Raw genomic sequence first — 24628 nt, 5'->3', positions numbered from 1 at the left:
TCTATGCATCACGGCCAGATAGGCTTATTTTTTCATCAAAGACTTTAAGTTAGCGAATGGATTGTGGGTGGCAACACCTTGGTCATTTTGTGCATCATCACCGGCAATCACCGTCGAACCATAGAGGTCTGCTTCAGTATATTTGGAATGCTCATGGTCATGACAAAAGAGGCATAACATCTCCCAATTGCTGCCATCTTCTGGGTTATTACTATGGTCATGGTCAATATGGTGAACCGTGAGTTCCCGTAAGTTGGAATAAACGAATTCTCGTGAACATTTACCACAAACCCATGGATAAATCTTCAGCGCTTTTTCTCTATATCCACTTTCCAGTCGCGCGTAATTCTTCGGTATATATGCCATATGAGCCTTCAATTCTGCGAGAAATAATATTTTTATTTTAGCGTGAAAGCTGGCGACAGACTATCAACTATTGATTATTAATATTCAGACCACATTGCCTCATTAAAGACCGTATCTACAGGAACATATTGAATCGATTATAAAAATAGAAGTCCAGGCACTCACGGCGCGGCCACGGCTTTTTGAGACTTTTGCTGATGATTTTAAGGGGTAAGTCGTTTTACACTATTAGTCTGTTTTTATGGTCACCTTGTTACATTATTCTGGTCAGAGTTATTAGCATAAGATTATGTGTATTGCGCTAATAGACTTATTTTACGGCAGGCAGTACAGCATGTTTAGCCTGAAATCCTTTGCCGATACAGTTGAGGCGATATGAAAGAATCTGAGGTACTGGCTGAAGTCAGTAATGAAAACCAGACATTAGTTGCTGTGGTGCAACAAGATCAGCGAGTAGTGTATTTCTATATTTATCCGCAAGAGGCGTTTGAAGAGCGTTTCCCTGTTCGCGCCTGCTGGGTGAGAAATTTGGTTGCGGCTCCCATATCTACAGATAATACAGCCCTTGAACAAGGATTAGCGCCGCGCTTGGCAGCAGAGTTTTGTCGCAATGTGGCGGGTGAGGCTGAACTTGATGCGCAATTTATTTCAATTATCTGGTCAGAAAGTGATGATGGCGCGGCATTATGGTACCAGGGCCAATTACTGGCGATTATTCCTGGTTGGAGTTTATATATTGATCACTCCGTTTGTTATTCCGCCAGTTGCATTAAAGACAACCCACTAACTCTCCCTTTGGGGTCGGCCTCTACGAATACCCAATATACCCGAGCGCAGAATATACGCCAATTTTGGCGGACCTGGCAGCAGGAGGATGGGAATCCATGGCCTGCATTACAGGCAGAATATATTCAGTGTTATGAACAACACTTTGGTCCATCGATTAAATATTATGCCATCGATCAAGGTAAATGGCCCCCTATGGCTATTTCACAACACGAAAAAGATGGAATATATTATTTTCTGACGCTAGGAGTGAGTATCCGGCCCCAGCCATGGGTTGAAATATTATTTAATGATGATGCGGCTAAATACCGGCGTTTAGAAATGGCAATAGCGATTGATAGTCAATATGTTAATGAGGATAACGCTATCCATATGGCCAGTGCGTTAGCTGGATTTGCTCATGTACCTTGGAGCAAAATAACCTGGTTGGGTGAAGGGCATACCTTGGAATCAGAAGTCGCTCCTCAAGGGTATGAAGGTTATATCTTATCATCGGAGCTTTATGCTAAAGCTGATCGCTTAATATTACCTTCCCAGCAGGGTGATCCGGTCAATATATATTGGGCCAGCCCCGTTTTTGCCAGTGAAAGAGAGTCTGCCCATAGTGTGCCGAATGGCGGGCATGATTTACTGAAAAAACTGCGACAACAAGGCGTTAATCATATTTTCACACCACGTGAGCCAGTTATTTAATATTAACTGAACATTGTGGATCTGATTTGCAGATTTTGTTATTCGGGTCTTAACTTAACAATGACGATAGTGGTTTGGGCTGTAATGTTAAATGGGTAATGAGTGAGATAGTCCAATCTGCTGTCAGTGAAAATTAATTTTATGGGGGTACTTATGGGCATACTATCTTGGATTATTTTTGGTCTTATCGCCGGTATTTTGGCTAAATGGATTATGCCGGGAGAGGATGGCGGTGGTTTTATTATGACTATAATCCTCGGCGTTGTAGGCGCGCTGGTTGGTGGCTATATCAGTACTTTCTTTGGCATGGGCAGGGTTGATGGGTTTAACCTTGGCAGCTTTGTGGTGGCGGTTATCGGCTCGTTAGTTGTGCTATTTGTCTACCGAAAGTTGAGGAGTTAGAAGCCACCTAGATGTTTATCACAGTGATTTCAAAGGATCACTTGTCGATCAAGTAAACATTAATCAAGAAAATACTCACTCATCAAAAATATAAGAAAGGTGGCTACTTTTTGTCACCTTTCTCTCATAAAACTATCATCAATATGCAATAGAAATATTCGTTAATGGCTCATGACTACAGGCAATCTGAGAGACATGACATGGGCCAAGCATTACGCAAATTCACTGTAGCTGATTATCCGGCTGCGGTGCCAGAATCACGTAAGAAGGTACTTGCCGTTAAAGGTTTAGTGAAGGCATACAAGTCACAGCAGCGTGTCTTGGACGATATTAATTTTGAGCTTCATGCGGGTGAGTTTGTAGCAATAATTGGTCGTTCTGGTGCCGGTAAATCTACACTATTACATGTTTTAAATGGCACGATTCCCAGCAGTGCTGGTGAAATAATTAATTATCATGACAATGGCGAGACACAGAATATTGCTGCTCTGACCACAAAGCAGATGCGCAAATGGCGAGCCAAATGTGGCATGATTTTTCAAGATTTCTGTTTGGTTCCACGACTTGATGTTATTACGAATGTTTTATTAGGCCGCCTTAGTTATACCTCCACGTTAAAATCCTTCTTCAAAATATTTGCAGACCAAGATCGCGCCAGGGCAATCGAGTTATTGCAATGGCTTAATATGCTGCCTCATGCCTTGCAGCGTGCAGAAAACCTTTCGGGGGGGCAAATGCAGCGTGTTGCTATTTGCCGTGCCATGATGCAAAACCCCAAAATATTATTGGCTGATGAACCCGTTGCTTCTTTGGACCCAAAGAACACGACTCGTATTATGAATACATTACAGAAAATAAGTGAGAACGATATCGCAGTAATCGTTAACTTACACTCTGTCGATTTAGTGAAAGATTATTGTACAAGAGTCATTGGTATTGCTCATGGACGAATTATTTTTGACGGGCATCCCTCTTTACTGAATGACACCATTATTCAAGAAATATATAGCGATGAATCAACTGAGCTTTTGCATTAATTCCCACTTATCCCTTTACCAGAATAGGTTATTTTAATGAAAAAAGTACTTTGTCTTACCTCATTAGTGGCAAGCATGATGGTATTTAGTGCCACTGCAGCGGACGCACCAAAAGAAATTAATCTGGGTATTCTTGGCGGGCAGAATGCGACACAACAAATTGGCGATAATATGTGTGTCAAAGATTTCTTAGATAAAGAATTAAATGTTAAAACAAATTTGCATAATGCTTCTGACTACTCAGGTGTTATTCAAGGTTTATTAGGTGGGAAAATTGACTTGGTATTAAGCATGTCTCCTTCATCTTTTGCTTCTGTTTATATCAAAGATCCTAAAGCTGTTGATATTGTCGGCATAGCGATTGATGATACTGATAAGTCACGTGGCTATCATTCTGTTGTTGTTGTAAAAGCAGATAGTCCTTATCAGAAAATTGAAGACTTGAAGGGCAAAGCATTTGGCTTTGCTGATCCAGACTCAACCTCTGGTTTCTTGATCCCTAATCAAATCTTTAAAGAGAAATTGGGTGGGGACTCAGATAACAAATATAACGATTTCTTTTCTAGCGTGACATTCTCTGGTGGCCATGAGCAAGATATTCTGGGTGTTATTAATGGCCAATTTGACGGCGCGGTAACCTGGGCTTCAATGATTGGTGATTACAATACCGGTTATACCAGCGGAGCATTTACCCGAATGATCCGTATGGACCATCCTGATTTAATGAAAAAGATTCGTATTATCTGGGAGTCACCACTGATCCCTAATGGTCCAATTCTGGTTCGCAGTGCATTGCCAGCTGAATTTAAAGCACAATTAGTTGCTGCGGTAAAAAAACTGGATAAAGAAGATCACAGTTGCTTCATTAAAGCGATGGGCGGCAAGCAGCATATTGGTGAAACATCACTCAGTGAGTATCAAAATATTATTGATATGAAGCGTGAATTAACCAAAGGCGGCCGTTAAGTCGGTTCTGTAGATATTCCAGCAAGAAAAATATAGCTCTGACTTGTCGGAGCTATTGTTTTTAGGTGGTAGCTAATTTTGAATACAGACTTTAACCATTACTATCAGCAGATTCGGGCTAAGCAGAAGCGTGAAACGCTGATTTGGTCATTGATGCTGGCAATTATCTATCTTGGCGCGGGAAATATTGCTGAGTTCAATTTACATACTGTTTTTATTTCTATTCCGCATTTTTTTGATTATCTGGCTGAAACTATACCCGTACTCCATTGGCACAAATTATTTGCCGATGGTCATACAGAAGGCTCCTTAGCCTATTGGGGATATCGTCTGCCAATTCAGTTACCGCTGATTTGGGAAACTCTGCAACTGGCGGTGGCTTCAACTATTTTGTCAGTCATAGTGGCTATTATCCTTGCCTTTTTGGCGGCAAATAATACGCAAAGCCCTCCCTGGCTGCGTTTCTCTATTCGCACGTTTGTTGCCTTTTTACGCACTATGCCGGAATTGGCATGGGCGGTGATGTTTGTCATGGCTTTTGGTATCGGTGCTATTCCCGGATTTTTAGCCTTGGCATTACATACTATTGGTAGCTTAACGAAGTTATTTTATGAGTCATTGGAAACCGCATCGGATAAACCTGTTCGTGGCCTTGCTGCTTGTGGAGCGGGTAAATTACAACGAATGCGTTTTGCACTTTGGCCACAAGTAAAACCCATATTTCTTTCCTATAGCTTTATGCGCTTGGAAATTAATTTTCGGCAATCAACTATTTTGGGACTGGTGGGGGCGGGGGGAATTGGTCAGGAGCTGATGACCTCAATAAAACTGGATCGTTATGATCAAGTCAGTATGACGTTATTGCTGATCATTATTGTAGTGTCGGCATTGGATTATACCTCCGGTAAATTACGCAAGCGAGTCGTGGAAGGAGTTTCATAATGCTGACTAATCATCTTACCCCCGGGCAACTATTAACACTGAAGCAGCAAAATCCGCAGATTTTCTTACAGCAAAAACGATATATTCAATGGGTAGTCATAATTACTGTAGGTATTTTCTTGTATTACCTTTTTTTCTTTAAAATTTTCGGTATTTCTTGGCAGACCTTTGTAAATGGCAGTCAGCAAATAAGCCGTTATTTTCTGCGGATGTTTGTTTGGCATGATTTTATTAATTGGCCATTTAAATATTACTTTGGCCAGATTTTTATTACCTTAGCCATTGTTTTTGCCGGGACATTGACCGCTACATTGATTGCTTTACCTTTGTCATTTTTGGCTGCTCGCAATGTGATGTCGACACCCGGTTTACGTATCATTTCATTTGGAATACGTCGTTTTCTGGATATTTTTCGTGGCATTGATATGGCAATCTGGGGGCTGATTTTTGTGCGGGCAGTCGGCATGGGGCCACTTGCCGGGGTATTAGCCATTATTATGCAAGATATGGGATTGCTGGGAAAACTCTATGCCGAAGGGCATGAGGCCGTCGATAAATCTCCCAATCGTGGTTTGACGGCAATGGGCGCTAATGCTCTACAAAAACAACGTTTTGGTATTTTTACTCAATCTTTCCCAACCTTTTTAGCTTTAAGTCTTTACCAAATAGAATCCAATACCCGTTCGGCTGCAGTATTAGGTTTTGTGGGAGCCGGAGGGATAGGTTTAGTCTATGCCGAAAATATGCGACTATGGAATTGGGATGTAGTCATGTTTATTACTTTAATAATGGTTGTTATTGTTATGGTCATGGACAAAATCTCGGCTACTCTGCGTAGGAAATATATTATTGGTGAGGAAATTGCAATTTACCAACCTGGTAATAATATTAAAGTGAAGTCTTAATATATGAGTTTGTGGATTAAGGTAAGGTTTTATTTATCCCTTTCCTTAATTCTCATGTTATCTATAAATTAATAGTATCTAATAAATGATAATACTCACGATAATTCTATATTTATGTGTGTTACGTAATTTTATCATTAAACAGATTTACATTGAGAAAATCGGCGTTGATCTATACAATACGGCCCGCTAGACGTTAAAGAAGTTTTTTGTTTTCTTGCGATATTCGCATGCGTCTAATCTAAATAATTGGAATAGGGCAGTAATATGATCAACAACGATGTGCTCCGCAGTGTTCGCTATATGCTTAACGTAAACGATACCAAGATAACAGAAATCATTAAGCTGGCTGATTTTGAAGTGAACAATGCGGATGTCGTTAATTTTCTTAAAAAAGAAGATGAAGCCGGTTATCAGGATTGTCCTGATCTGGTGATGGCGCATTTCCTGAATGGCCTGATTTTCTTTAGGCGTGGTAAAGATGACAAGTTCCCGGCACCTGCGGTAGAGCCCGTCATTACGAACAATATCGTGCTAAAAAAACTGCGTGTTGCGTTTGAATTGAAAGACACTGATATGCACGATGTTTTCAACGCGGTTGAATTCCCAGTGTCCAAACCTGAGTTAAATGCTTTGTTCCGTAAGGAAGGAAGCAAAAATTTCCGCCCTTGTGGTGATCAAGTATTACGCTATTTCTTGAAGGGTTTGACATTACGTATACGTGGCCCTAAAAAGTAAAAGTCATTATTTCGACAGAAAATCTAATATTGATGACAAGTAAAAAACAGGAATGGCCATCTGCTATTCCTGTTTTTCGTTAATAACCAGATAATTTTGCTTAACTTTAAATAAAAACATTTTATCTTTTCCATCACCTTATCTCACACCTCCCTCTCTATTCTTATTGCACTATATGTGTTCGTCAGTTGCGCGTTAATGGTGCAGATAATTAGGTTGTATATCAGATGATTTGCCTCTGATATATATAATCTTCAATTAAATTATTAAGATATAAAATTGGCATGGCGATTGCGCTGAGTAATTCATTCTTGTGTATTTTACTCAACGACCAGAGGTTAACGCTATGCAGCATCGTAACTTAATTAAGGTTTTTGCACTTTCAGCTTCGGTTATTGGCATGGGGATGGCTTTTGGCGCATTGGCCGCTGATACCATTAAAGTGGGTATTTTGCACTCGTTGTCCGGCACGATGGCTATTTCTGAAACCCCCCTGAAAGATATGGCGTTAATGAGTATTGATGATATCAATGCTCACGGCGGTGTATTAGGTAAGCAACTTGAGCCGGTTATTGTGGATCCGGCATCTAACTGGCCGTTATTTGCCGAAAAAGCACGGCAATTATTAACACAAGATAAAGTCGCTGTTGTTTTTGGTGCCTGGACTTCGGTATCGCGCAAATCAGTTTTGCCGGTATTTGAAGAGCTCAATGGTTTATTGTTCTATCCAGTACAGTACGAAGGGGAGGAGATGTCACCGAACGTTTTCTATACCGGTGCAGCGCCAAATCAGCAAGCTATTCCTGCTGTGGAATATTTGCTGAGTGAAGATGGTGGTGGTGCGAAGCGTTTTATCCTACTGGGTACTGACTATGTTTACCCGCGCACGACTAACAAGATTTTACGCGCTTTCCTACACAGTAAAGGTATTCAAGATAAAGATATTGAGGAGGTTTATACCCCGTTCGGCTATAGCGATTATCAAACTATCGTGAGCAATATTAAGAAGTTTTCTGCTGATGGGAAAACGGCGGTAATTTCCACCATCAATGGTGACTCGAATGTTCCTTTCTACAAAGAGTTAGCCAATCAGGGCATTAAAGCGACGGATGTCCCCGTCATTGCTTTCTCAGTGGGGGAGGAAGAGCTTCGCGGAATTGATACCAAACCATTGGTAGGTAATCTCGCCGCATGGAACTATTTCCAGTCGGTGGATAACCCAACTAACAAGAAGTTTGTTGAACAATGGAAAGCTTATGCCAAAGCACGCAAGTTGCCGAATGCTGATACTGCCGTCACTAATGACCCAATGGAAGCAACTTGGGTTGGCATGCATATGTGGGCTCAGGCGGTAGAAAAGGCCAAATCAACAGATGTGGATAAAGTGCGGGCTGCAATGGCTGGGCAAACATATCCGGCACCGTCAGGCTTTACCTTAACCATGGATGAAACCAATCACCATTTACATAAGCCAGTGATGATTGGCGAAATTGAGGCTGATGGGCAGTTCAATGTGGTGTGGCAGACCGATGCTCCTATCCGCGCGCAGCCGTGGAGCCCCTTTATCGCCGGAAATGACAAAAAACCAGATCATCCCGTGAAAAGTACTCAGTAGTGCTGACTCCCCGGAGTCAGTCATGTTTGGCTGTCTCCGGCTCTTTTTGCCACATATCAGTGAAGAGTGGGCCTATGAAATCGTTAATTCCTAGTTGGAGTAGAGCGGCCAATTATTTGCTTAGAGTGATGATGGGCCTGTTATTGGGCGTATCAACATTGGCGACAGCAGGGCCAGTTCACGATTTTGCCGCGGCTAATCGTTCACAACAAGCCATTCTGTTGCAGCAATGGGCAACAGCACCAGATGCTAGCCGGTTACCATTATTGCAAGCGTTGAAACAAGAAACGTTGGTGATAGACAGTGCAGGGCAGGTTTTCGTCCAGAATAATCAGGTTTTCACCCCGCTAGAGGGGCAGTTACAGCCGACGGGCGCCCCGAAGAAAGTTTGGCTCAATAATCGCTTACGTATTCTGATTGCAAATGCATTGGCGGCTCAACGGTTAGTCAGTGACGATGAATCTGTGCGCTTACAAGCAGCGCAAGAATTACAACAGCAAGCACAAAGTGAACAATTACCGCTTCTTACTCAGCGCTTGAAATTAGAAACCAGCAGCACAGTCAAAGAGGCTTTGAGTGTTGCTCTGGCAAATTTACAGCTTACCGACAGTAATCCGCAGATACGTTTGCACGCGGTACAACTATTGGGGCAATCGGGTTCACCACAGACTCAATCACGGTTACAAAGTTTAACCGATGCCAAAGTGGAACCCGATGCTGGAGTCCGTGCTGCGGCGGCCAATAGTTTAAAACAGGTACAAAATCGATTGATGGTGGGGGATATCATCGGGCAAGTATTTAGTGGGCTGTCTCTGGGGTCTATCTTATTGTTGGCTGCGCTGGGATTAGCTATCACCTATGGGTTATTGGGTGTTATCAATATGGCCCATGGTGAAATGCTGATGCTAGGTGCCTACTCCGCTTATTTGGTGCAATCCTTATTTCAACAATTTGCCCCACACTGGCTGGCCTTCTATCCAGTGGCCGCATTGCCCGTGGCATTCTTTATCACTGCTGGAATTGGGATGACTTTAGAGCGAACAGTGATTCGGCATCTGTATGGGCGACCACTGGAAACACTATTGGCAACCTGGGGGATCAGTTTGATGCTTATCCAAGGGGTGCGGATGATTTTTGGTGCGCAGAATTTGGAAGTTGCCAATCCTAACTGGTTATCTGGCGGGATACAGATTTTACCCAATCTGGTTTTACCCTGGAATCGCATTGCTGTTATTGCCTTCGTCGTGATTGTTCTGCTGCTCACATGGTTGTTACTGAATAAAACTCGCCTCGGATTGCAGGTTCGTGCTGTGACACAAAACCGCGCGATGGCTGCTTGTTGTGGGGTGGCGACAGGAAAGGTCGACATGCTGGCTTTTGGGCTGGGTTCTGGTATCGCCGGGCTAGGAGGGGTTGCGCTATCACAACTGGGGAATGTCGGCCCGGAATTAGGGCAGGGCTACATCATCGACTCTTTCTTGGTGGTGGTACTCGGTGGTGTCGGCCAACTAGCGGGCAGTGTGGTTGCTGCTTTGGGGCTGGGTATGTTGAATAAAATTCTGGAACCGCAGATTGGCGCAGTGCTAGGCAAGATATTGATTTTAGTGCTGATCATTTTGTTTATTCAAAAAAGACCGCAAGGTTTGTTTGCCCTCAAGGGCAGGGTGAGTGACTAATGAATCAACCGTTGGCAATTACTTTGGCGCAGAAAGCACCAATCCTGAGCCTGTCATTAGCAGGCATAGCAACTATTTCATTGATTATTCTTCCTTTTTTGGCCTTATTGCCTGCGGATAATCCACTGGCTATCTCGACGTATACCTTGACCTTGATGGGTAAGATTCTGTGCTATGCGGTGGTGGCAATTGCACTGGATCTGGTGTGGGGGTATGCCGGGTTGCTGTCTCTCGGCCATGGTTTGTTTTTTGCACTGGGCGGTTATGCCATGGGGATGTACCTGATGCGGCAAGCTGCTGGTGATGGCTTACCCGCATTCATGTCATTTCTCTCATGGTCTGAGTTGCCGTGGTTTTGGGGGGGCAGCCAATATTTTGTTTGGGCATTGTGTTTGATTGTGTTGGTCCCCGGCTCATTGGCTTTTATTTTTGGCTACTTTGCTTTTCGCTCCAAAATAAAAGGCGTTTATTTTTCCATCATGACTCAGGCATTAACCTACGCCGGAATGCTACTGTTCTTTCGTAATGAAACCGGCTTTGGCGGCAATAATGGGTTCACCGGCTTCACGACCATGTTGGGTTTTTCGGTATCAGCAACCTCTACGCGAATTGCCTTATTTCTGGCAACACTTGCACTGTTAATCGCCAGTTTGGTGTTGGGTTTTACCGTCGCGCGAACTAAATTTGGCCGAGTATTGACGGCGGTACGTGATGCGGAAAACCGCCTGACATTCTGCGGTTATGACCCCAAGGGTTTCAAATTGTTTATCTGGACACTGTCCGCCGTACTATGTGCACTGGCCGGTGCGTTATATGTACCGCAGGTCGGCATCATCAATCCCAGTGAAATGTCGCCGACCAACTCTATTGAAGCTGCAATTTGGGTAGCACTTGGCGGGCGCGGCACGTTGATTGGCCCAGTGCTCGGGGCAGGAATTGTCAATGGCGCAAAAAGTTGGTTTACCATGGCGATGCCGGAATATTGGCAATTCTTCCTCGGCTTAATATTTATTTTAGTGACCTTGTTCTTGCCGAAAGGTGTTATTGGCTTGCTGAAACGGGAGAAAGACAAATGAGCCGATTTCAAATTACGGAGCAACTGATTTATCCCGAAATAATGCCTCAAGAGCCTGGTCTGGTTCAGCATGCAGCGGATAAATATCGTCATCAGCGGGACCCAGTACTGACTCTGGAAGGTATTAATGTCAGTTTCGATGGTTTTCATGCATTGCGAAATCTTTCGCTGCAAATTGGTGTCGGTGAGCTGCGTTGTATTATTGGGCCGAATGGCGCGGGTAAAACGACTTTGATGGATGTTATTACCGGTAAAACTCGCCCACAAAGTGGCAAGATGATGTATGACCAACATCATGACCTCTCAACGATGAATACAGTCGAGATAGCCCAAGCTGGGATTGGGCGGAAGTTTCAAAAACCGACAGTATTTGAAGCTTTAAGTGTGTTTGAAAACCTTGAGTTAGCACAAAAAAGTACCAAAACTGTTTGGGCAAGTTTGCGTGCCAAGTTGAATGATGAGCAGCGGGATCAAATTGATGAGACGCTGATACTGTTGCGTCTGAATGATATGCGCCAGCGACCGGCGGGCTTGTTATCACATGGTCAGAAACAGTTTCTTGAAATCGGCATGTTATTAGTACAAGACCCGCACTTACTGCTGTTGGATGAACCTGCTGCCGGAATGACAGATGCGGAAACAGCTTATACAGCGGAGCTGTTTAATCAATTGGCAGGGAAGCATTCACTGATGGTGGTAGAGCATGATATGGGGTTTGTAGAGACTATTGCTGACCATGTCACTGTATTACATCAGGGACAAGTGCTAGCCGAGGGGTCATTAGCCGAGGTGCAGGCTAATGAGCAAGTGATTGAAGTGTATTTAGGGCGCTGAGTGCTGCGGTGATGTATTTCAACTCCTTAATCAAGGGAGCTGAAGTTTGTATTTTGGTCTGACGGCTTGTGACTGATGTCTATTTGGATATTTGAGGGGAATACATGCTGCAAGTGAATGAACTTGATCAATATTATGGTGGCAGCCATATCTTGCGCGGATTGTCATTCGAGGCCGCTATAGGGGAGGTTACCTGCTTATTAGGCCGTAATGGTGTGGGTAAAACGACGCTACTCAAGTGCCTGATGGGGTTAGTGCCAGCTAAACACGGCAGTATTACCTGGGAAGGTAAAGACATTGGTCACCAATCACCACATCAGCGAGTAAAAGAGGGGATTGCCTATGTGCCACAAGGCCGGGAAATATTCCCCCGATTAACAGTAGAAGAAAACATTCTATTAGGGCTTTCGCGTTTCCCTGGTTCACAAAGCAGGTCTGCCCCAAAGCATATTTATCAACTTTTCCCAATTCTGGAGGAGATGAAACATCGCCGCGGGGGAGATTTATCGGGCGGACAACAGCAACAATTGGCAATTGGGCGGGCACTGGCTTGCCAACCTCGTTTGTTAATTCTTGATGAACCAACGGAAGGAATTCAGCCCTCAGTTATTAAGGAAATCGGACTAGTTATCAAGAAACTAGCAGCACAAGGGGATATGGCCATTTTATTAGTCGAGCAATTTTATGATTTTGCCGCGGAATTGGCAGACAGTTATTTAGTTATGTCCCGCGGCAAAATTATCCAACGAGGGAACGGCATCGATATGGAGCTTGATGGTGTCCGTAACCTGGTCGCTATTTAAGTTAAGTTATGGCAGTTGAGTATCATCAATGGGTAGTGAATTGGATGCTGCGCCCCATTCAGCCCAAGAACCATCATACAGTGATACTGAGGACGCATTTACTGCTGTTAATCCCAGCGCTACCACCGCAGCTGTAACACCTGATCCACAGCTGGTAATAATAGGTTTGGTCAAATCCACACCTTGAGCGGCAAAAATATTTGCCAGTTCTTGAGGTGATTTCAAATTCCCATTTTCGACCATACTCCCCCAAGGCACATTAATACTGCCAGGGATACGACCAAGGCGTAATCCGGGACGAGGTTCTGGTTCCTGTGCTTTAAATCTGCCCGCTGGGCGAGCATCTAAAATTTGTATTTCATTGCTTTCGATAGCGGCTAAAACCTCATTACTATTTTTGACTGCAGCACTATTGAAAGTTGCATTAAAGGTTTGAGGTGTTGGTTTGGCCGGGCCACTTTCTAATGCGAAACCCGCCTGCTGCCAGCCACTAAGTCCCCCAGCCAGTATGCGTACTTTTTGTGCGCCAAATAGACGGAATGTCCACCAAACCCGAGGTGCGGAAAACAGGTTACCATCATCATAAATGACTAAGGTATGTTGCTCATTAACCCCTAATTGGCCAACCATCTCACCGAATACTTGTGGCGATGGCAACATATGTGGCAAATCAGTACTGTTATCAGCTATTGCATCAATATTAAAATAAACAGCCCCGGGAATATGCCTCTGCTCAAACTCGGCCTGAATATCTCTTTTAGGTGTTAGTCCTGGAGGTGACATTCTGGCATCCAGGATAACGATGTTGGCATCATCAATATGTTCTGCCAGCCATTGTGGTGTTACCAGAAAAGATGAGTTCATAGCAAATTACCTGCCGTAATTATAAAGAAGCCACTTAGCCAAATGCTTCATCGCGGTGCTCACTATATAACGAAATTGCAGAATTGAAACCTTGTGTTATCAGGGATGCGCAGCGCTTCGCAACTTATTGAAATAATAATTCATTTAATTTCATAAAGAGAATTAATAATTCATTTATTACTACTGTAGTTTCATTTTGTGAGCTGAATGACGAGATTTAATACTTGTTAATGCAAGTTTTCATTGGCTTAGAAAATTAATTGCACTACATCGCAAAAAATGTTTTTCATTCCATTTTTGCATTGAATGTGAAATTTTAATTTCGTATAACCGTTAACAAATTAACCTCCTAGTGAGGCATAAATCTTAACGATGCATGGGGAATAGAATGAAAAAGGTTCGAATTGGCCTTATTGGTACTGGTTATATTGGCCGTTGTCATGCCATTGCTTATGCGCAGGTCGCGACTGTTTTTCCTTTGAAGGGGTTACCGGTTTTAGAAATGCTAGCAGAAGTCACACCTGAATTGGCCCAGCAACGCGCCGCAGAATTTGGTTTTTCCCGGGCGACTGCTCATTGGCAAGAACTGGTTGCTGACCCTGCTATTGATGTCGTAGATATTTGTGCACCTAATTTCTTGCATAAAGAAATGGCTCTCGCCGCTATAAGCCATGGCAAGCATGTTTATTCTGAAAAGCCGTTGGCTCTTAGCGCCGCAGATGCCAAAGAAATGGCCGAGGCTGCACGCGCAAAAGGTGTTAAAACGCTGGTAGGATTCAACTATATGAAGAACCCTACCAGTCAGTTAGCGCGGGAGATTATTGCTAACGGTGAAATTGGTGATGTTGTGCATTTTTACGGTACTCATAATGAAGATTATCTGGCCGACCCACAAACACCGCTGGATTGGCACTGTACTAAGGCACTGGCAGGGTTAGGGGCATTGGGGGATTTAGCCGCACATATTGTCAATATGGCTCATTACTTGGTCGGTGATATAACTAATGTATGCGGGGATATGCAGACAGTCATTAAACAGCGACCTGATCCCAAAAATCCTTCATTACTGTGTGCGGTAGAAAATGAGGATCAGGCGAGTGCGCTCGTGCGTTTTGCCAGTGGAGCAATGGGGACAATAGAAACTTCACGTATTGCCTGTGGTCGCAAAATGGGCCTGACGTATGTCGTCACAGGTACCAAAGGTGCGATTAGCTATTCTCAGGAGCGAATGGCGGAATTACAGCTCTATCGGCATGATGATCCACAGTCTAGACAAGGTTTTAAGACATTACTTACGGGGCCACAGCATCCAGACTATGCAGCATTTTGTGTTAGTGCCGGGCATGGTATTGGGTTTAATGATCAAAAAACCGTAGAGATCCGAGATTTGATTAATGGGATCGCTGCCGGAGATCGCATGTGGCCAGATTTCGATGAGGGCTGGAAAGTATCCAGAGTACTGGATGCGATTGCTCTTTCAGCAGAAGAATTGTGCTGGATTAATGTAGTCAAAGATTGATGTGTCCGGTAATAGCTCATCGGTTTTCACTTCTTATCTCATCAATACAAAGAGTGATTATCTCATTCTCAGATTTACATAGTATTTTAAGTTAGTTAGCAGGGGGTATTATTAACCTGATACTGGCCGGAATGATGCCATGTATGAGCCCTAAATATGCCTGCTGCTGATACTAACTTTAATTACCGTGAAACAGGGGGTGCTTATTATCTTAGTGAGCAGCAACGAGCGCGGATAAAACAATTGTCCCGGTCTTGGATATGGCGGCTTGAGTTGCCTACCTGGTCATTGATTGGTGTTATCTATACCGGCTGGTTTACCAGTGTCATCTATTGGCAGCAATTAGGTACTGTGATTGGTAGTGTACTGCTAATATTGCTGAGCGCATGGTATATGTCGCTACAACATGAGTTAATTCACGGCCATCCAACCCGCTGGCGACGGGTAAATCAACTATTAGGGACTTTGCCGCTGGCAGTATGGTATCCCTATGGTCTTTATCGTGATTCACATATTCAACACCATAAGGATGAAGACTTAACTCACCCGGAAAAAGATCCAGAGTGCTATTATTACACCGCTGAACAATGGCAATATTTCCCACGATTGTTCAAAGGTATTGTGCGGGTTAGCAATACTTTTGTAGGCCGATTAACTTTGGGGCCAGCGCTAGATATCATCGACACCATTCGAAGTACCATCCGTGCTTTTATTGCCGGCAATCGTCCTGCCATCATCATGTGGTTGATTCATTTTGGGCTACTGGCTTTATTGTTTCACTGGATGGCTGGTTATGGTATTTCGGCTATTTTCTATATTTTGCTGATTAGCTATCCGGCTCTCAGTTTGACCAAAATAAGATCGTTTTTTGAGCACCGCGCAGCTGAAAATAGTGCCGCACGCTCAACACTGAATGAGGCCGCATGGCCATGGCGTCTACTATTTCTAAACCTCAATTATCATTTGGTTCATCATGATTTACCAACTTTGCCTTGGTATGGATTACGACAGATTTATCTGGAAAATCGAGTCCAATATCAGCAACGCAGCGAGCAATTTGTGGTGAGCGGCTATACTCAATGGTTTGAAGCATTTGCTTTTACCGCCTTGGAAATAGAAATTCATCCCTTTTACGGCAGCGAAAATAAAGTCCTAAGCGAGCAAGCACGGCATGCCGTGATTGACTGCGCAGAGAGGCGCACCGAGTCTGTCTAACATTGCTTGTCAGCGTCGAAATGAAGGCGCTGGCGTATCCGTACAACCTCAGACATTGTTTCCATTTATCTGTTGTTTACTGTTGTTATATACAGCCTTTTGTGTAATCTTAACAGTCAATCTTGTCAGTGAAACTCTTTTAATTAGTTAGCTATCATATTGTTATCTAAAAAATAAATAGGTTTGTTAACCCGACACGACTGAATAATATATTTAATATCAATTGGTTATTTGGTTTATTTTCGACTAAATCTAATATGGTTGCTGATTTGTTAATGGCTGTGGGTGTATGTCTTGCTGACATTAGCATTTTACAGGATTAACGAGTTTATTTTCATTAACCCTTGAGCAGATAGAGGTAAAGCATGGCAAAGACCCTAACCCGTAGCCGGATTTTTGTGTTAGCTACAGCAATGCTGATGGTATCAAGTGGGATATCACAGGCCGCTGATACTGTACGTGTTGGCTCAAAAATTGATACTGAAGGCTCATTGCTGGGCAATATTATTGTGTTGGTTCTTGATGCTAACGGGATTAAAACGACCAATAAATCACAATTGGGCACCACCAAAGTCGTCCGTGGGGCTATCACTGCAGGTGAAATTGATATCTATCCTGAATACACAGGAAACGGTGCTTTTTTCTTTTCTGATGAAAAAGATCCTGCTTGGAAAGATGCGAAAGCTGGCTATGAAAAAGTAAAAGCACTGGATTATGAAAAAAATAAATTGGTGTGGCTTTCACCCGCACCAGCAAACAACACTTGGACTATTGCTGTTCGTCAGGATTTAGCCAACACGAATAATTTGAAAACATTAGATGATTTAGGTAAATGGATTAACGCGGGGGGGAAATTCAAATTAGCAGCCTCTGCTGAGTTTATTGAAAGGCCTGATGCTCTTCCTGCTTTCCAACAAGCATATGGTTTCAAATTGAATCAAGATCAGCTGCTGTCATTGGCTGGTGGTGACACCGCAGTGACGATTAAAGCGGCGGCTGAACAAACCTCGGGTGTTAATGCGGCCATGGCGTATGGTACTGATGGCCCGGTGGCAGCTTTAGGACTGCAAACATTAGAAGACACCAAAGGTGTACAACCTATTTATGCGCCAACGCCAATAATCCGCGAAGCCACACTGAAAGCGCATCCCAATATCCCTGCTTTGCTTGATCCCGTATTTGCCACACTTGATAGTGCAACTTTACAAAAACTGAATGCGCGTATTGCCGTTGAAGGTCAGGATGCGAAGAAAGTTGCCGCCAATTATCTGAAAGAAAAAGGTTTTGTTAAAGGATCGTGATGTGTATCAGGGATGGTGCTATAGCTATTTGTAGCACCATCCAATAAACAGATAATCGATTGTTATGAGAAAGATTATCTGTCAGGGAGATGGAGTTTTATGGCTGTAAAAAACCGAGTCCTGTTGGCATTGGTTATTTTGATGATTTTATCTGGGGCAGGGCTTTCTTTTGTCAGTCATGCACCTAATCGATTGATCTCTGGGCAGGGTATTTCATTAATATCGTTGATAACAGGGCCTGTTTGGTGGCTGTTAGTTCCTCTATTGATGTTGTCTGTCTTTGCTTTCGCCAAACAGAATGCTGTGCTGTGTTGGTCAACAGTTTTGGTAGCTGAAGTTCTGTTGTTTGGCCTGCTATTTCTGGCAGGTACAACAGCCACACAACTTGCTGGAGGGGAAGAAAGTCTTGCTCGCACATCACTTGGCGGAGGGTTTTGGCTGATGAGTGGAATGAGCATATTGATTGCTATCGATAGCTTGTCTCGGGCAGTTGTGAACCCTATCTGGCGTAGTTTGGCGAATGTTTCTCTGGTTTTGCCTGTCGTAATATTGTTGGCAACCGGGCAACTTGATCAACTGTCATTGATGAAAGAGTATGTAAATCGTCAAGACGTGTTTAACGATGCATTATGGCAACACCTTCAAATCCTGGTGGCAACGTTGGTGCCTGCTATCGTTCTGGGTATTCCACTTGGTCTGCTTTGCTTTCGTTCTCCTCGCTTTCAAGGCACTATTTTTTCCACATTGAACATTATTCAAACTATTCCATCCATTGCTTTGTTTGGTCTGCTAATTGCACCGTTGGCAGGATTGGCTGCGGCTATTCCTTGGCTGGCAGAGCATGGGGTCAGTGGTATTGGGCTAGCTCCGGCAATTGTTGCACTGGTGCTTTATGCCCTATTGCCGTTAGTCCGTAATATTGTTGCCGGACTAGAGGCTGTGCCTGACAGTGTGGTTGAGTCAGCACAAGGCATGGGAATGACCCGTAGCCAGTTGTTCTTTCAAGTGCAGATACCGATTGCCATGCCACTTATTTTATCCGGAATTCGTATTATTGCTGTACAAACAGTTGGGTTGGCGGTGGTCGCTGCGTTGATTGGTGCCGGGGGGCTGGGGGCGATTGTATTTCAAGGTTTGCTTAGCAGTGCATTGGATTTGGTGTTGTTGGGCGTAATACCCGTGATAGTGATGGCGGTAGTAGTTGATTCGCTGTTTAAATTCATCGTTATTTTTATGGATACTTCGCATCGATGATTCATTTCCATCAGGTAAGTAAATATTTTGCCGGGAAACTGGCAGTAGATAACCTAACGTTACAGATTGCTAAAGGGGAATTTACTGTATTGATAGGTACTTCTGGTTCCGGTAAGTCGACCACGCTAAAAATGATTAATCGACTTATTGAACATGATGAAGGGGAAATCCATTTTGCTGGAGAAGAAATTCGTCATTATAAGCCCGAAGATATACGGCGACGAATGGGTTATGCCATCCAATCAATAGGCCTATTCCCCCACTGGACTGTAGAGCGCAATATTGGCACCGTCCCTCAATTGCTGAAATGGCCTCAGAAACGTATTCGTCAACGCGTTATTGAATTGCTTGAGTTGTTGCATTTGGACCCAGATCAATTTCTTCATCGTTATCCTCATCAATTGTCAGGTGGGCAGCAACAGCGGGTAGGTGTTGCTCGAGCCTTAGCCGCCGACCCAGAAGTATTACTGATGGACGAACCATTTGGAGCATTGGATCCAGTGACTCGTTCGGCCTTGCAGTTCGAAATCACGCGAATTCACCAATTATCTGGCCGAACTATTGTATTGGTGACCCATGATATCGACGAAGCGTTGAGTTTAGCTGACCGTATCGTGTTGATGGATGGTGGGAGAGTTATCCAACAAGGGACGCCGCTTGAAATGTTAACTCAACCTGCTAATGACTTTGTTCGTGATTTCTTTGGCCGCAGTGATCTTGGTATCAAATTATTGTCACTTGGGCGCGCTGAACAACGTGTCAGGTACGGTGAAACGACGATAGGGCAACCAATACTAGGGACGACGAGTTTACGCGAGGCTCTTTCCCTGTTTGTGTCCCGCCAAACAGATAAGTTACAGGTTGCCGATGAACAAGGGCATCCACTGGGCGTGCTTTACTTTGCTGATCTGATAGCAGATGCGGATAAGGGGTGAGTATGAAACCAGCTACCATCAAACCTGATAAAGTTAAAAAATACTTACCCGGAAGAGAAAAATCAAAGTTAGTCAATTGGTTAACAGACCCGCTTTGCTGGGCTTTACTCTTATTGGTTGGTTTAGTTTTTGGTATGACGTCGCTGGGAGGTCTTTTCTCATCGCTATTTCCTGATCTCGATAGGCCTATTTATGTGCAGGACACATTTTGGTCACTTGTTGTCGCTCATGTTTTATTGGTATTGATTTCCAGTGTTATCGCTGTTTTTATTGGGGTTAGTGCTGGTATTGCAGTGACTCGTCCGGCAGGTAGAGAGTTTCGTTCGGTGGTAGAAACTATCGTCGCGATGGGGCAGACATTTCCCCCGGTTGCGGTGCTTGCTATTGCTGTACCGGTGATGGGGTTTAGCGAAAAACCGGCGATTATTGCTCTAGTGCTCTATGGTTTATTACCTATTTTACAAGGGACTATCACGGGTGTTGAGTCTGTTTCCAGAGATATCCGTGAGGTAGCCGAAGGGGTAGGTATGAGCGCCAGACAGATTTTGTGGCGTGTGGAATTACCTTTGGCTGCACCGGTTATTGTCGCCGGTATTCGAACATCAGTTATTATCAATATTGGCACTGCTGCTATTGCTTCAACGGTAGGGACGAAAACCCTAGGCTCGCCGATTATTATCGGGCTGAGTGGTTTTAATACTGCTTATGTTATTCAGGGCGCGGTTGTAGTCGCGTTATTGGCGATTATTACGGATATGATTTTTACTCGTTGGAACCGGCGTCTATCTCGTTGGCGGGAATTACAGTCTCTTCCTGTTGTACAACAGAACTGACACCTCGGTTTTAAGGTTGTTCTTAAGTAGGTGCCTATGCTGATTTCACTGCCGATGTATGGGGTTCGGCCACAACAAGATGTACAGCCGTTTTGGCAAATGTTGTCGCAACAATTGCACTACTATGGCATCACTGAAATAAATGAGCAGTTATTCTGGCCCTCAGATTTATTGCTGCATTGGCGTGATCCTGCGCTGCTTTTGAGCCAAACCTGCGGTTTTCCCCTTGTAACCCAACTGCACCAACAAGTGCAATTGGTCGGTGCATTTAGTTATCAATCACCTTATTGCTCTGGGGTGTATTACCGCAGCTTAGTTGTGGTTCGTGAAGATGAAGACGGTGAGCAACTGTCAGATTTTCGTCATCGGGTTGTTGCTTATAACAGCACTGATTCTCAGTCAGGGTACAATGCATTGCGGGCTTTAATAGCGCCACTGGCAGCTAATGGGCGTTTCTTTTCCCGTGGGATCGCCTCGGGTGGACATTATCGTTCAATCGCAATGATTCAGCAGCGGCAAGCTGATATTGCAGCAATAGATTGTGTGAGTTTTGCGTTATTACAGCGTGCTAATCCATCAGCAGTTGCTGGGTTAAAAATTATAGCGCAAACCGATGCAGCACCTGGATTGCCGCTAATTACTTCTTTGACGACATCTGCAGAGCAACTTATCCGGATACGTCAGGCCATCAGTGCTACAGTAAACTCCCCTGAGGCAACTTATGCTAAAGATAATCTATTGATCAGAGGATTTAGCATATTGTCGTGGTCGGACTATGACGTTATTAAGCAGATGCAGGAGAAGGCTTTTGCATCAGGTGTCATAACGCTTTAAAACAAGGGCATAAAGCCTTGATTTGCGATGATATGAAAATACCCATTTGCGATACAGAGAAATACATAAGAGGGCAGTAGAACTCCATCTTATGTATGATTCCCCATTATTACAGTCGGCCACTAGAGGCGAAGTTGCTGGGTGCTTACGGAGATTCCTGACCATTGTTAGACAATCCGGCAGGGCCAATATCAGACAATGGACTGGATTCAGTCGTTTCAGTTTCATGTGGAGTTGTTGAACGGGTATAAATGTTCAGCCCTGCCAGGAAAACGCCACCTAATGAACTCAAAGCCATTACCGCAATCAGGATAATGAGTGCTTTTCTCAGCATAATTATTTTCACTTTTTATCTAAACAGCGTGAATTATAGCCTGTTGGCTAAATGAAACAACCATGTTGCATTCTTAGAGATTAACGAGATTTAAACAGAAATTTCCCCAGCGTCACTAATATCACCGCGGAAACAATGATGGCTAATGCGCACCATTCTGTAGTGGATAGGCTTTCACCGGCAAAACCAATACCTAACAATACTGCAACTACCGGATTTACATAGGCATAACTGGTGGCGACTGCTGGGCGTACATTTTTCAGCAGGAACATATAAGCGCTGATAGCAAGCATTGAACCAAAAACAATCAAGTAAAGTAATGAAAGAATGCCTCCCATTGAGGGCATCTGGTGGAGTTCTTCACCACTTAGCGTACTGGCAAGCAACAAAACGACACCTGCAACCAACATTTGTGCCGCACCAGACATCGCACCACTTGGCAATGCTAGCCGTGAGCTCCAGACTGAGCCAAATGCCCAACTGGCAGAGGCCAATAATATCAATATTGCGCCCAGTGGGTTGCCTAATAAATTACTGCCAGTGTTGAGTAATATTATCCCTACTAATCCAAGTGCAATACCTGACCATTCCAGTTTGGTGTTTCTCATTCCCCATAACATACTGAAACATAAAGTGAATAATGGCACGGTGGCGACCATGACTGCGGCGATTCCGGAGGGAACATGCTGATGTTCTGCAATAGTGACTAACCCATTACCGATAGCCAATAGCAAAATACCAATTGCACTGGCCCCCATCCATTGACGCAAAGTGGGCAAGGCATGGCCGCGAATAGCCAGGAAGCTGAACAGTAATATCCCAGCAATCAGGTAGCGCAATCCTGCCATCATTAAAGGTGGCCAGCTTTCGACCCCAATACGAATGACCAGATAAGTGGAACCCCAGACGAAGTACAAGGTAAATAGTGAACCGACCAGCAACCACAGATTACGGTTATTTTGCTTCAGCATAATTATTCAATAAGAAAGGAATGGCTAAACACAGATGTATCAGTAAACATGAGAACAGTGATGCTTAGCAAAGGTTTTTATCATTTTTTTACGTTTTAATTTTTCTTCTAAAATTTTCGATAAAACAGTGAGTTATTCTTATAGATAGTAATAGTTCGTTTAATAAACAGTAGGAAAATTTACGCTTCTCAAGAAAGCAAAAATTGCTTCAGGCATGATGCATAAAACCGGATAGTTTAACTGGGTAAGACGAGGTAAGTGAATTATGGAGGGGCGTATCATTCATCTGGAACGTTTTTGCGCTGGTCTGGTTGCACTGATTGCACTGCTTATCATGCCAGCGGCAGAGGCGAAATCTAGGGAATATGCCTTTTTATCTGCCGAAGAATTGCAGCATAATCAACATGTTATCATGCAAGAAAAAGAAAAGGGGCTGGGGAAAATATCGTCGGAAACCCAGCAGGCTTATCGCCAGCTACTGCAGCAGGCGGACAAAGCGCTCAGGCGGCCAAATCCCAGTGTCATGGATAAAAATAGCGTACCGCCCAGTGGCTCTAAACATGATTATCTGAGCCTAAGTGCATATTGGTGGCCAAATAGTCAAAAAAGTGATGGTTTACCTTGGATACGTAAAGACGGGCAGATTAACCCCGCCAGTAAAAACGAAGATAGTGATGGCGTTCGTTTGGCTGATTTTACTGCTCAGGTGCAGGCACTGACATTAGCCTGGTATTTTTCCGGTGAACAGAAATATGCTGATAAAGCCATCAGCCTGATTAAAACCTGGTTTATTGACCCAGATACTCGTATGAACCCTAATCTTGATTTTGCTCAGGGTGTGCCGGGAATTGCCTCAGGGCGCGGAACTGGGGTCTTGGATGGGCGTTATTTTGCCACCCGTATTGTTGATTCACTGATAATGTTGCAGCAGAATAAAAGTTGGACGGCGCAAGATGAAAAGCAGATTCGGCAGTGGATGACGGCATATCTACAATGGTTGCAGCACAGTCCGGCAGGTCAAAAAGAGGCTGCAGCAGAGAATAATCACGGTAATTGGTATGCGGTACAAGTGGCGGGTATCGCTTGGTATCTGCAGCAACCCCAAGTCGTGGTTGAGATGGCCGAATTGCTGAAAACCAAACTGGATACTCAATTAGCAGCGGACGGCTCCCAACCACTGGAATTGGCGAGAACGCGTTCTTTTCATTACAGTTATTTCAGTTTGCAGGCCGCCATATTGATGGCCCAACTGGCTGATAAGGTTCAAGTTGACCTGTGGCATTATCAAACGCCAGATGGCAGTGGTCTGATTAAAGCGCTTGATTTTATGGCTCCTTTCTCTAGTGAACACAGCAAATGGCCCTATCGTAGCCTTGATCATATGGGTGTGCGGCTGGTGCCGCTCATGATTCAGGCGGATAAAGCGCTGGGTGAGCATCGCTATCAACAGTGGATTCAACAAGCTAACTTTTCCGATACAGAGGGTAAGGCTGAGAAAAAGCGGAAAGGTGCGGTAACGGAAGTATTACGTGACATCGGGTTATTATCCGTTCCTGTTAACAGATAATAAAAAGCCGGGAGGGACCTCCCGGCAAAAAGTGATGACTGAAAATAAAGTAAATTCACAAAATACGATGAAACATTCAAACAATGAGGGTAATGCTAATATACTCTAAATAATTCGAGTTACATAAAGGCGGTCAAAACATATGCGGCTTGAAGTATAATGA

Annotated in this window: 24 protein-coding genes; 20 read left to right on the top strand and 4 right to left on the bottom strand. The window is 43.9% G+C overall.

Annotated elements, in window-relative coordinates:
• Positions 1 to 24 precede the first annotated feature (24 nt).
• Positions 25 to 366, bottom strand: coding sequence for an HNH nuclease YajD (gene yajD / locus F0T03_RS14760; protein ID WP_025377708.1), 342 nt, complete (start codon positions 364 to 366; stop codon positions 25 to 27).
• A gap of 375 nt (positions 367 to 741) precedes the next feature.
• Between yajD and F0T03_RS14755 the strand changes: the two genes are divergently transcribed.
• The 12 genes from F0T03_RS14755 to urtE all read left to right on the top strand — a co-directional run bounded on the left by F0T03_RS14755 (position 742) and on the right by urtE (position 12838).
• Positions 742 to 1845: a suppressor of fused domain protein gene (locus tag F0T03_RS14755; protein ID WP_159679201.1), complete on the top strand. Its 1104-nt coding sequence runs from the start codon at positions 742 to 744 to the stop codon at positions 1843 to 1845.
• 153 nt (positions 1846 to 1998) lie between these two features.
• Positions 1999 to 2247, top strand: a complete 249-nt coding sequence (locus F0T03_RS14750) for a GlsB/YeaQ/YmgE family stress response membrane protein (RefSeq protein WP_005274394.1) — start codon at positions 1999 to 2001, stop codon at positions 2245 to 2247.
• A gap of 200 nt (positions 2248 to 2447) precedes the next feature.
• The gene (gene phnC / locus F0T03_RS14745) at positions 2448 to 3284 is read left to right on the top strand and encodes a phosphonate ABC transporter ATP-binding protein (RefSeq protein ID WP_159679198.1); all 837 of its coding nucleotides are present in this window, start codon (positions 2448 to 2450) and stop codon (positions 3282 to 3284) included.
• A 36-nt stretch (positions 3285 to 3320) separates the two neighbouring features.
• Positions 3321 to 4250: a phosphonate ABC transporter substrate-binding protein gene (gene phnD / locus F0T03_RS14740; RefSeq protein ID WP_145556597.1), complete on the top strand. Its 930-nt coding sequence runs from the start codon at positions 3321 to 3323 to the stop codon at positions 4248 to 4250.
• Positions 4251 to 4328: 78 nt separating this feature from the next.
• Positions 4329 to 5192 carry a phosphonate ABC transporter, permease protein PhnE gene (gene phnE / locus F0T03_RS14735; protein ID WP_162526958.1) on the top strand — a complete coding sequence of 288 codons (864 nt, stop codon included), beginning with the start codon at positions 4329 to 4331 and terminating at the stop codon, positions 5190 to 5192.
• Positions 5192 to 6097: a phosphonate ABC transporter, permease protein PhnE gene (gene phnE / locus F0T03_RS14730; protein WP_159679195.1), complete on the top strand. Its 906-nt coding sequence runs from the start codon at positions 5192 to 5194 to the stop codon at positions 6095 to 6097. The genes phnE (F0T03_RS14735) and phnE (F0T03_RS14730) overlap by 1 nt, the downstream gene beginning before the upstream one ends.
• 267 nt (positions 6098 to 6364) lie before the next feature.
• On the top strand, positions 6365 to 6835 hold the full coding sequence (locus tag F0T03_RS14725) for a YehS family protein (protein WP_025377712.1): 471 nt from the start codon (positions 6365 to 6367) through the stop codon (positions 6833 to 6835).
• Between the two features lie 346 nt (positions 6836 to 7181).
• A complete protein-coding gene (gene urtA, locus F0T03_RS14720) occupies positions 7182 to 8450 on the top strand; it encodes an urea ABC transporter substrate-binding protein (RefSeq protein ID WP_145554983.1) in 1269 nt (422 codons plus the stop codon).
• A gap of 74 nt (positions 8451 to 8524) precedes the next feature.
• Positions 8525 to 10126, top strand: coding sequence for an urea ABC transporter permease subunit UrtB (gene urtB, locus F0T03_RS14715; RefSeq protein WP_159679193.1), 1602 nt, complete (start codon positions 8525 to 8527; stop codon positions 10124 to 10126).
• A complete protein-coding gene (gene urtC, locus F0T03_RS14710) occupies positions 10126 to 11202 on the top strand; it encodes an urea ABC transporter permease subunit UrtC (protein WP_145554981.1) in 1077 nt (358 codons plus the stop codon). The genes urtB and urtC overlap by 1 nt, the downstream gene beginning before the upstream one ends.
• On the top strand, positions 11199 to 12035 hold the full coding sequence (gene urtD, locus F0T03_RS14705; RefSeq protein ID WP_159679190.1) for an urea ABC transporter ATP-binding protein UrtD: 837 nt from the start codon (positions 11199 to 11201) through the stop codon (positions 12033 to 12035). The genes urtC and urtD overlap by 4 nt, the downstream gene beginning before the upstream one ends.
• A 104-nt stretch (positions 12036 to 12139) precedes the next feature.
• Positions 12140 to 12838 (top strand): urea ABC transporter ATP-binding subunit UrtE, encoded by a 699-nt coding sequence (gene urtE / locus F0T03_RS14700; RefSeq protein ID WP_159679188.1) that lies wholly within the window; start codon positions 12140 to 12142, stop codon positions 12836 to 12838.
• A 6-nt stretch (positions 12839 to 12844) separates the two neighbouring features.
• Here urtE and sseA read toward each other — a convergent pair whose 3' ends face one another.
• Entirely contained in the window at positions 12845 to 13702 is an 858-nt protein-coding gene (gene sseA / locus F0T03_RS14695) for a 3-mercaptopyruvate sulfurtransferase (RefSeq protein ID WP_159679185.1), read from the bottom strand.
• A gap of 388 nt (positions 13703 to 14090) precedes the next feature.
• Between sseA and F0T03_RS14690 the strand changes: the two genes are divergently transcribed.
• The 7 genes from F0T03_RS14690 (at position 14091) to F0T03_RS14660 (ending at position 21593) form a co-directional block, all read left to right on the top strand.
• Positions 14091 to 15221, top strand: a complete 1131-nt coding sequence (locus F0T03_RS14690; protein ID WP_145554977.1) for a Gfo/Idh/MocA family protein — start codon at positions 14091 to 14093, stop codon at positions 15219 to 15221.
• A 156-nt stretch (positions 15222 to 15377) separates the two neighbouring features.
• Complete coding sequence (locus tag F0T03_RS14685; RefSeq protein WP_159679183.1) at positions 15378 to 16436, top strand: fatty acid desaturase; 1059 nt, start codon at positions 15378 to 15380, stop codon at positions 16434 to 16436.
• A 365-nt stretch (positions 16437 to 16801) separates the two neighbouring features.
• Positions 16802 to 17737, top strand: a complete 936-nt coding sequence (osmF, locus tag F0T03_RS14680) for a glycine betaine ABC transporter substrate-binding protein OsmF (protein ID WP_145554975.1) — start codon at positions 16802 to 16804, stop codon at positions 17735 to 17737.
• 99 nt (positions 17738 to 17836) lie between these two features.
• On the top strand, positions 17837 to 18991 hold the full coding sequence (locus F0T03_RS14675) for an ABC transporter permease (RefSeq protein ID WP_159679180.1): 1155 nt from the start codon (positions 17837 to 17839) through the stop codon (positions 18989 to 18991).
• A complete protein-coding gene (locus F0T03_RS14670; RefSeq protein ID WP_159679177.1) occupies positions 18988 to 19926 on the top strand; it encodes an ABC transporter ATP-binding protein in 939 nt (312 codons plus the stop codon). Before F0T03_RS14675 ends, F0T03_RS14670 begins: the two co-directional genes overlap by 4 nt.
• Before the next feature lie 2 nt (positions 19927 to 19928).
• Entirely contained in the window at positions 19929 to 20759 is an 831-nt protein-coding gene (locus F0T03_RS14665) for an ABC transporter permease (RefSeq protein WP_162526957.1), read from the top strand.
• A 54-nt stretch (positions 20760 to 20813) separates the two neighbouring features.
• Entirely contained in the window at positions 20814 to 21593 is a 780-nt protein-coding gene (locus tag F0T03_RS14660) for a phosphate/phosphite/phosphonate ABC transporter substrate-binding protein (protein ID WP_162527039.1), read from the top strand.
• A 145-nt stretch (positions 21594 to 21738) separates the two neighbouring features.
• Here the strand turns inward: F0T03_RS14660 and F0T03_RS14655 are convergent, their stop codons facing one another.
• Positions 21739 to 21927 carry a hypothetical protein gene (locus tag F0T03_RS14655; protein ID WP_025377722.1) on the bottom strand — a complete coding sequence of 63 codons (189 nt, stop codon included), beginning with the start codon at positions 21925 to 21927 and terminating at the stop codon, positions 21739 to 21741.
• Between the two features lie 80 nt (positions 21928 to 22007).
• Positions 22008 to 22898, bottom strand: a complete 891-nt coding sequence (gene yedA, locus F0T03_RS14650; protein WP_159679173.1) for a drug/metabolite exporter YedA — start codon at positions 22896 to 22898, stop codon at positions 22008 to 22010.
• A gap of 265 nt (positions 22899 to 23163) precedes the next feature.
• On the opposite strand from yedA, the gene F0T03_RS14645 reads away from it, so the two are divergent.
• Positions 23164 to 24465 (top strand): alginate lyase family protein, encoded by a 1302-nt coding sequence (locus F0T03_RS14645; protein WP_159679171.1) that lies wholly within the window; start codon positions 23164 to 23166, stop codon positions 24463 to 24465.
• Positions 24466 to 24628 lie beyond the last annotated feature (163 nt).

This window comes from Yersinia canariae, assembly GCF_009831415.1.
Lineage (GTDB): Bacteria > Pseudomonadota > Gammaproteobacteria > Enterobacterales > Enterobacteriaceae > Yersinia > Yersinia canariae.
The sequence above is the reverse complement of the archived record's forward strand: the minus strand, read 5'-3'. Positions and strand labels throughout refer to the sequence as shown.

Coding starts and splice junctions, on each gene's coding strand:
- osmF (WP_145554975.1), top strand. CDS start 16,802: ATGGCAAAGACCCTAACCCGTAGCCGGATTTTTGTGTTAGCTACAGCA.
- F0T03_RS14665 (WP_162526957.1), top strand. CDS start 19,929: ATGAAACCAGCTACCATCAAACCTGATAAAGTTAAAAAATACTTACCC.
- F0T03_RS14755 (WP_159679201.1), top strand. CDS start 742: ATGAAAGAATCTGAGGTACTGGCTGAAGTCAGTAATGAAAACCAGACA.
- urtC (WP_145554981.1), top strand. CDS start 10,126: ATGAATCAACCGTTGGCAATTACTTTGGCGCAGAAAGCACCAATCCTG.
- F0T03_RS14690 (WP_145554977.1), top strand. CDS start 14,091: ATGAAAAAGGTTCGAATTGGCCTTATTGGTACTGGTTATATTGGCCGT.
- urtD (WP_159679190.1), top strand. CDS start 11,199: ATGAGCCGATTTCAAATTACGGAGCAACTGATTTATCCCGAAATAATG.
- sseA (WP_159679185.1), bottom strand. CDS start 13,702: ATGAACTCATCTTTTCTGGTAACACCACAATGGCTGGCAGAACATATT.
- urtE (WP_159679188.1), top strand. CDS start 12,140: ATGCTGCAAGTGAATGAACTTGATCAATATTATGGTGGCAGCCATATC.
- yedA (WP_159679173.1), bottom strand. CDS start 22,898: ATGCTGAAGCAAAATAACCGTAATCTGTGGTTGCTGGTCGGTTCACTA.
- F0T03_RS14685 (WP_159679183.1), top strand. CDS start 15,378: ATGCCTGCTGCTGATACTAACTTTAATTACCGTGAAACAGGGGGTGCT.
- phnC (WP_159679198.1), top strand. CDS start 2,448: ATGGGCCAAGCATTACGCAAATTCACTGTAGCTGATTATCCGGCTGCG.
- F0T03_RS14660 (WP_162527039.1), top strand. CDS start 20,814: ATGTATGGGGTTCGGCCACAACAAGATGTACAGCCGTTTTGGCAAATG.
- urtB (WP_159679193.1), top strand. CDS start 8,525: ATGAAATCGTTAATTCCTAGTTGGAGTAGAGCGGCCAATTATTTGCTT.
- yajD (WP_025377708.1), bottom strand. CDS start 366: ATGGCATATATACCGAAGAATTACGCGCGACTGGAAAGTGGATATAGA.
- phnD (WP_145556597.1), top strand. CDS start 3,321: ATGAAAAAAGTACTTTGTCTTACCTCATTAGTGGCAAGCATGATGGTA.
- F0T03_RS14675 (WP_159679180.1), top strand. CDS start 17,837: ATGGCTGTAAAAAACCGAGTCCTGTTGGCATTGGTTATTTTGATGATT.
- F0T03_RS14725 (WP_025377712.1), top strand. CDS start 6,365: ATGATCAACAACGATGTGCTCCGCAGTGTTCGCTATATGCTTAACGTA.
- phnE (WP_159679195.1), top strand. CDS start 5,192: ATGCTGACTAATCATCTTACCCCCGGGCAACTATTAACACTGAAGCAG.
- F0T03_RS14645 (WP_159679171.1), top strand. CDS start 23,164: ATGGAGGGGCGTATCATTCATCTGGAACGTTTTTGCGCTGGTCTGGTT.
- F0T03_RS14750 (WP_005274394.1), top strand. CDS start 1,999: ATGGGCATACTATCTTGGATTATTTTTGGTCTTATCGCCGGTATTTTG.
- urtA (WP_145554983.1), top strand. CDS start 7,182: ATGCAGCATCGTAACTTAATTAAGGTTTTTGCACTTTCAGCTTCGGTT.
- F0T03_RS14670 (WP_159679177.1), top strand. CDS start 18,988: ATGATTCATTTCCATCAGGTAAGTAAATATTTTGCCGGGAAACTGGCA.
- F0T03_RS14655 (WP_025377722.1), bottom strand. CDS start 21,927: ATGCTGAGAAAAGCACTCATTATCCTGATTGCGGTAATGGCTTTGAGT.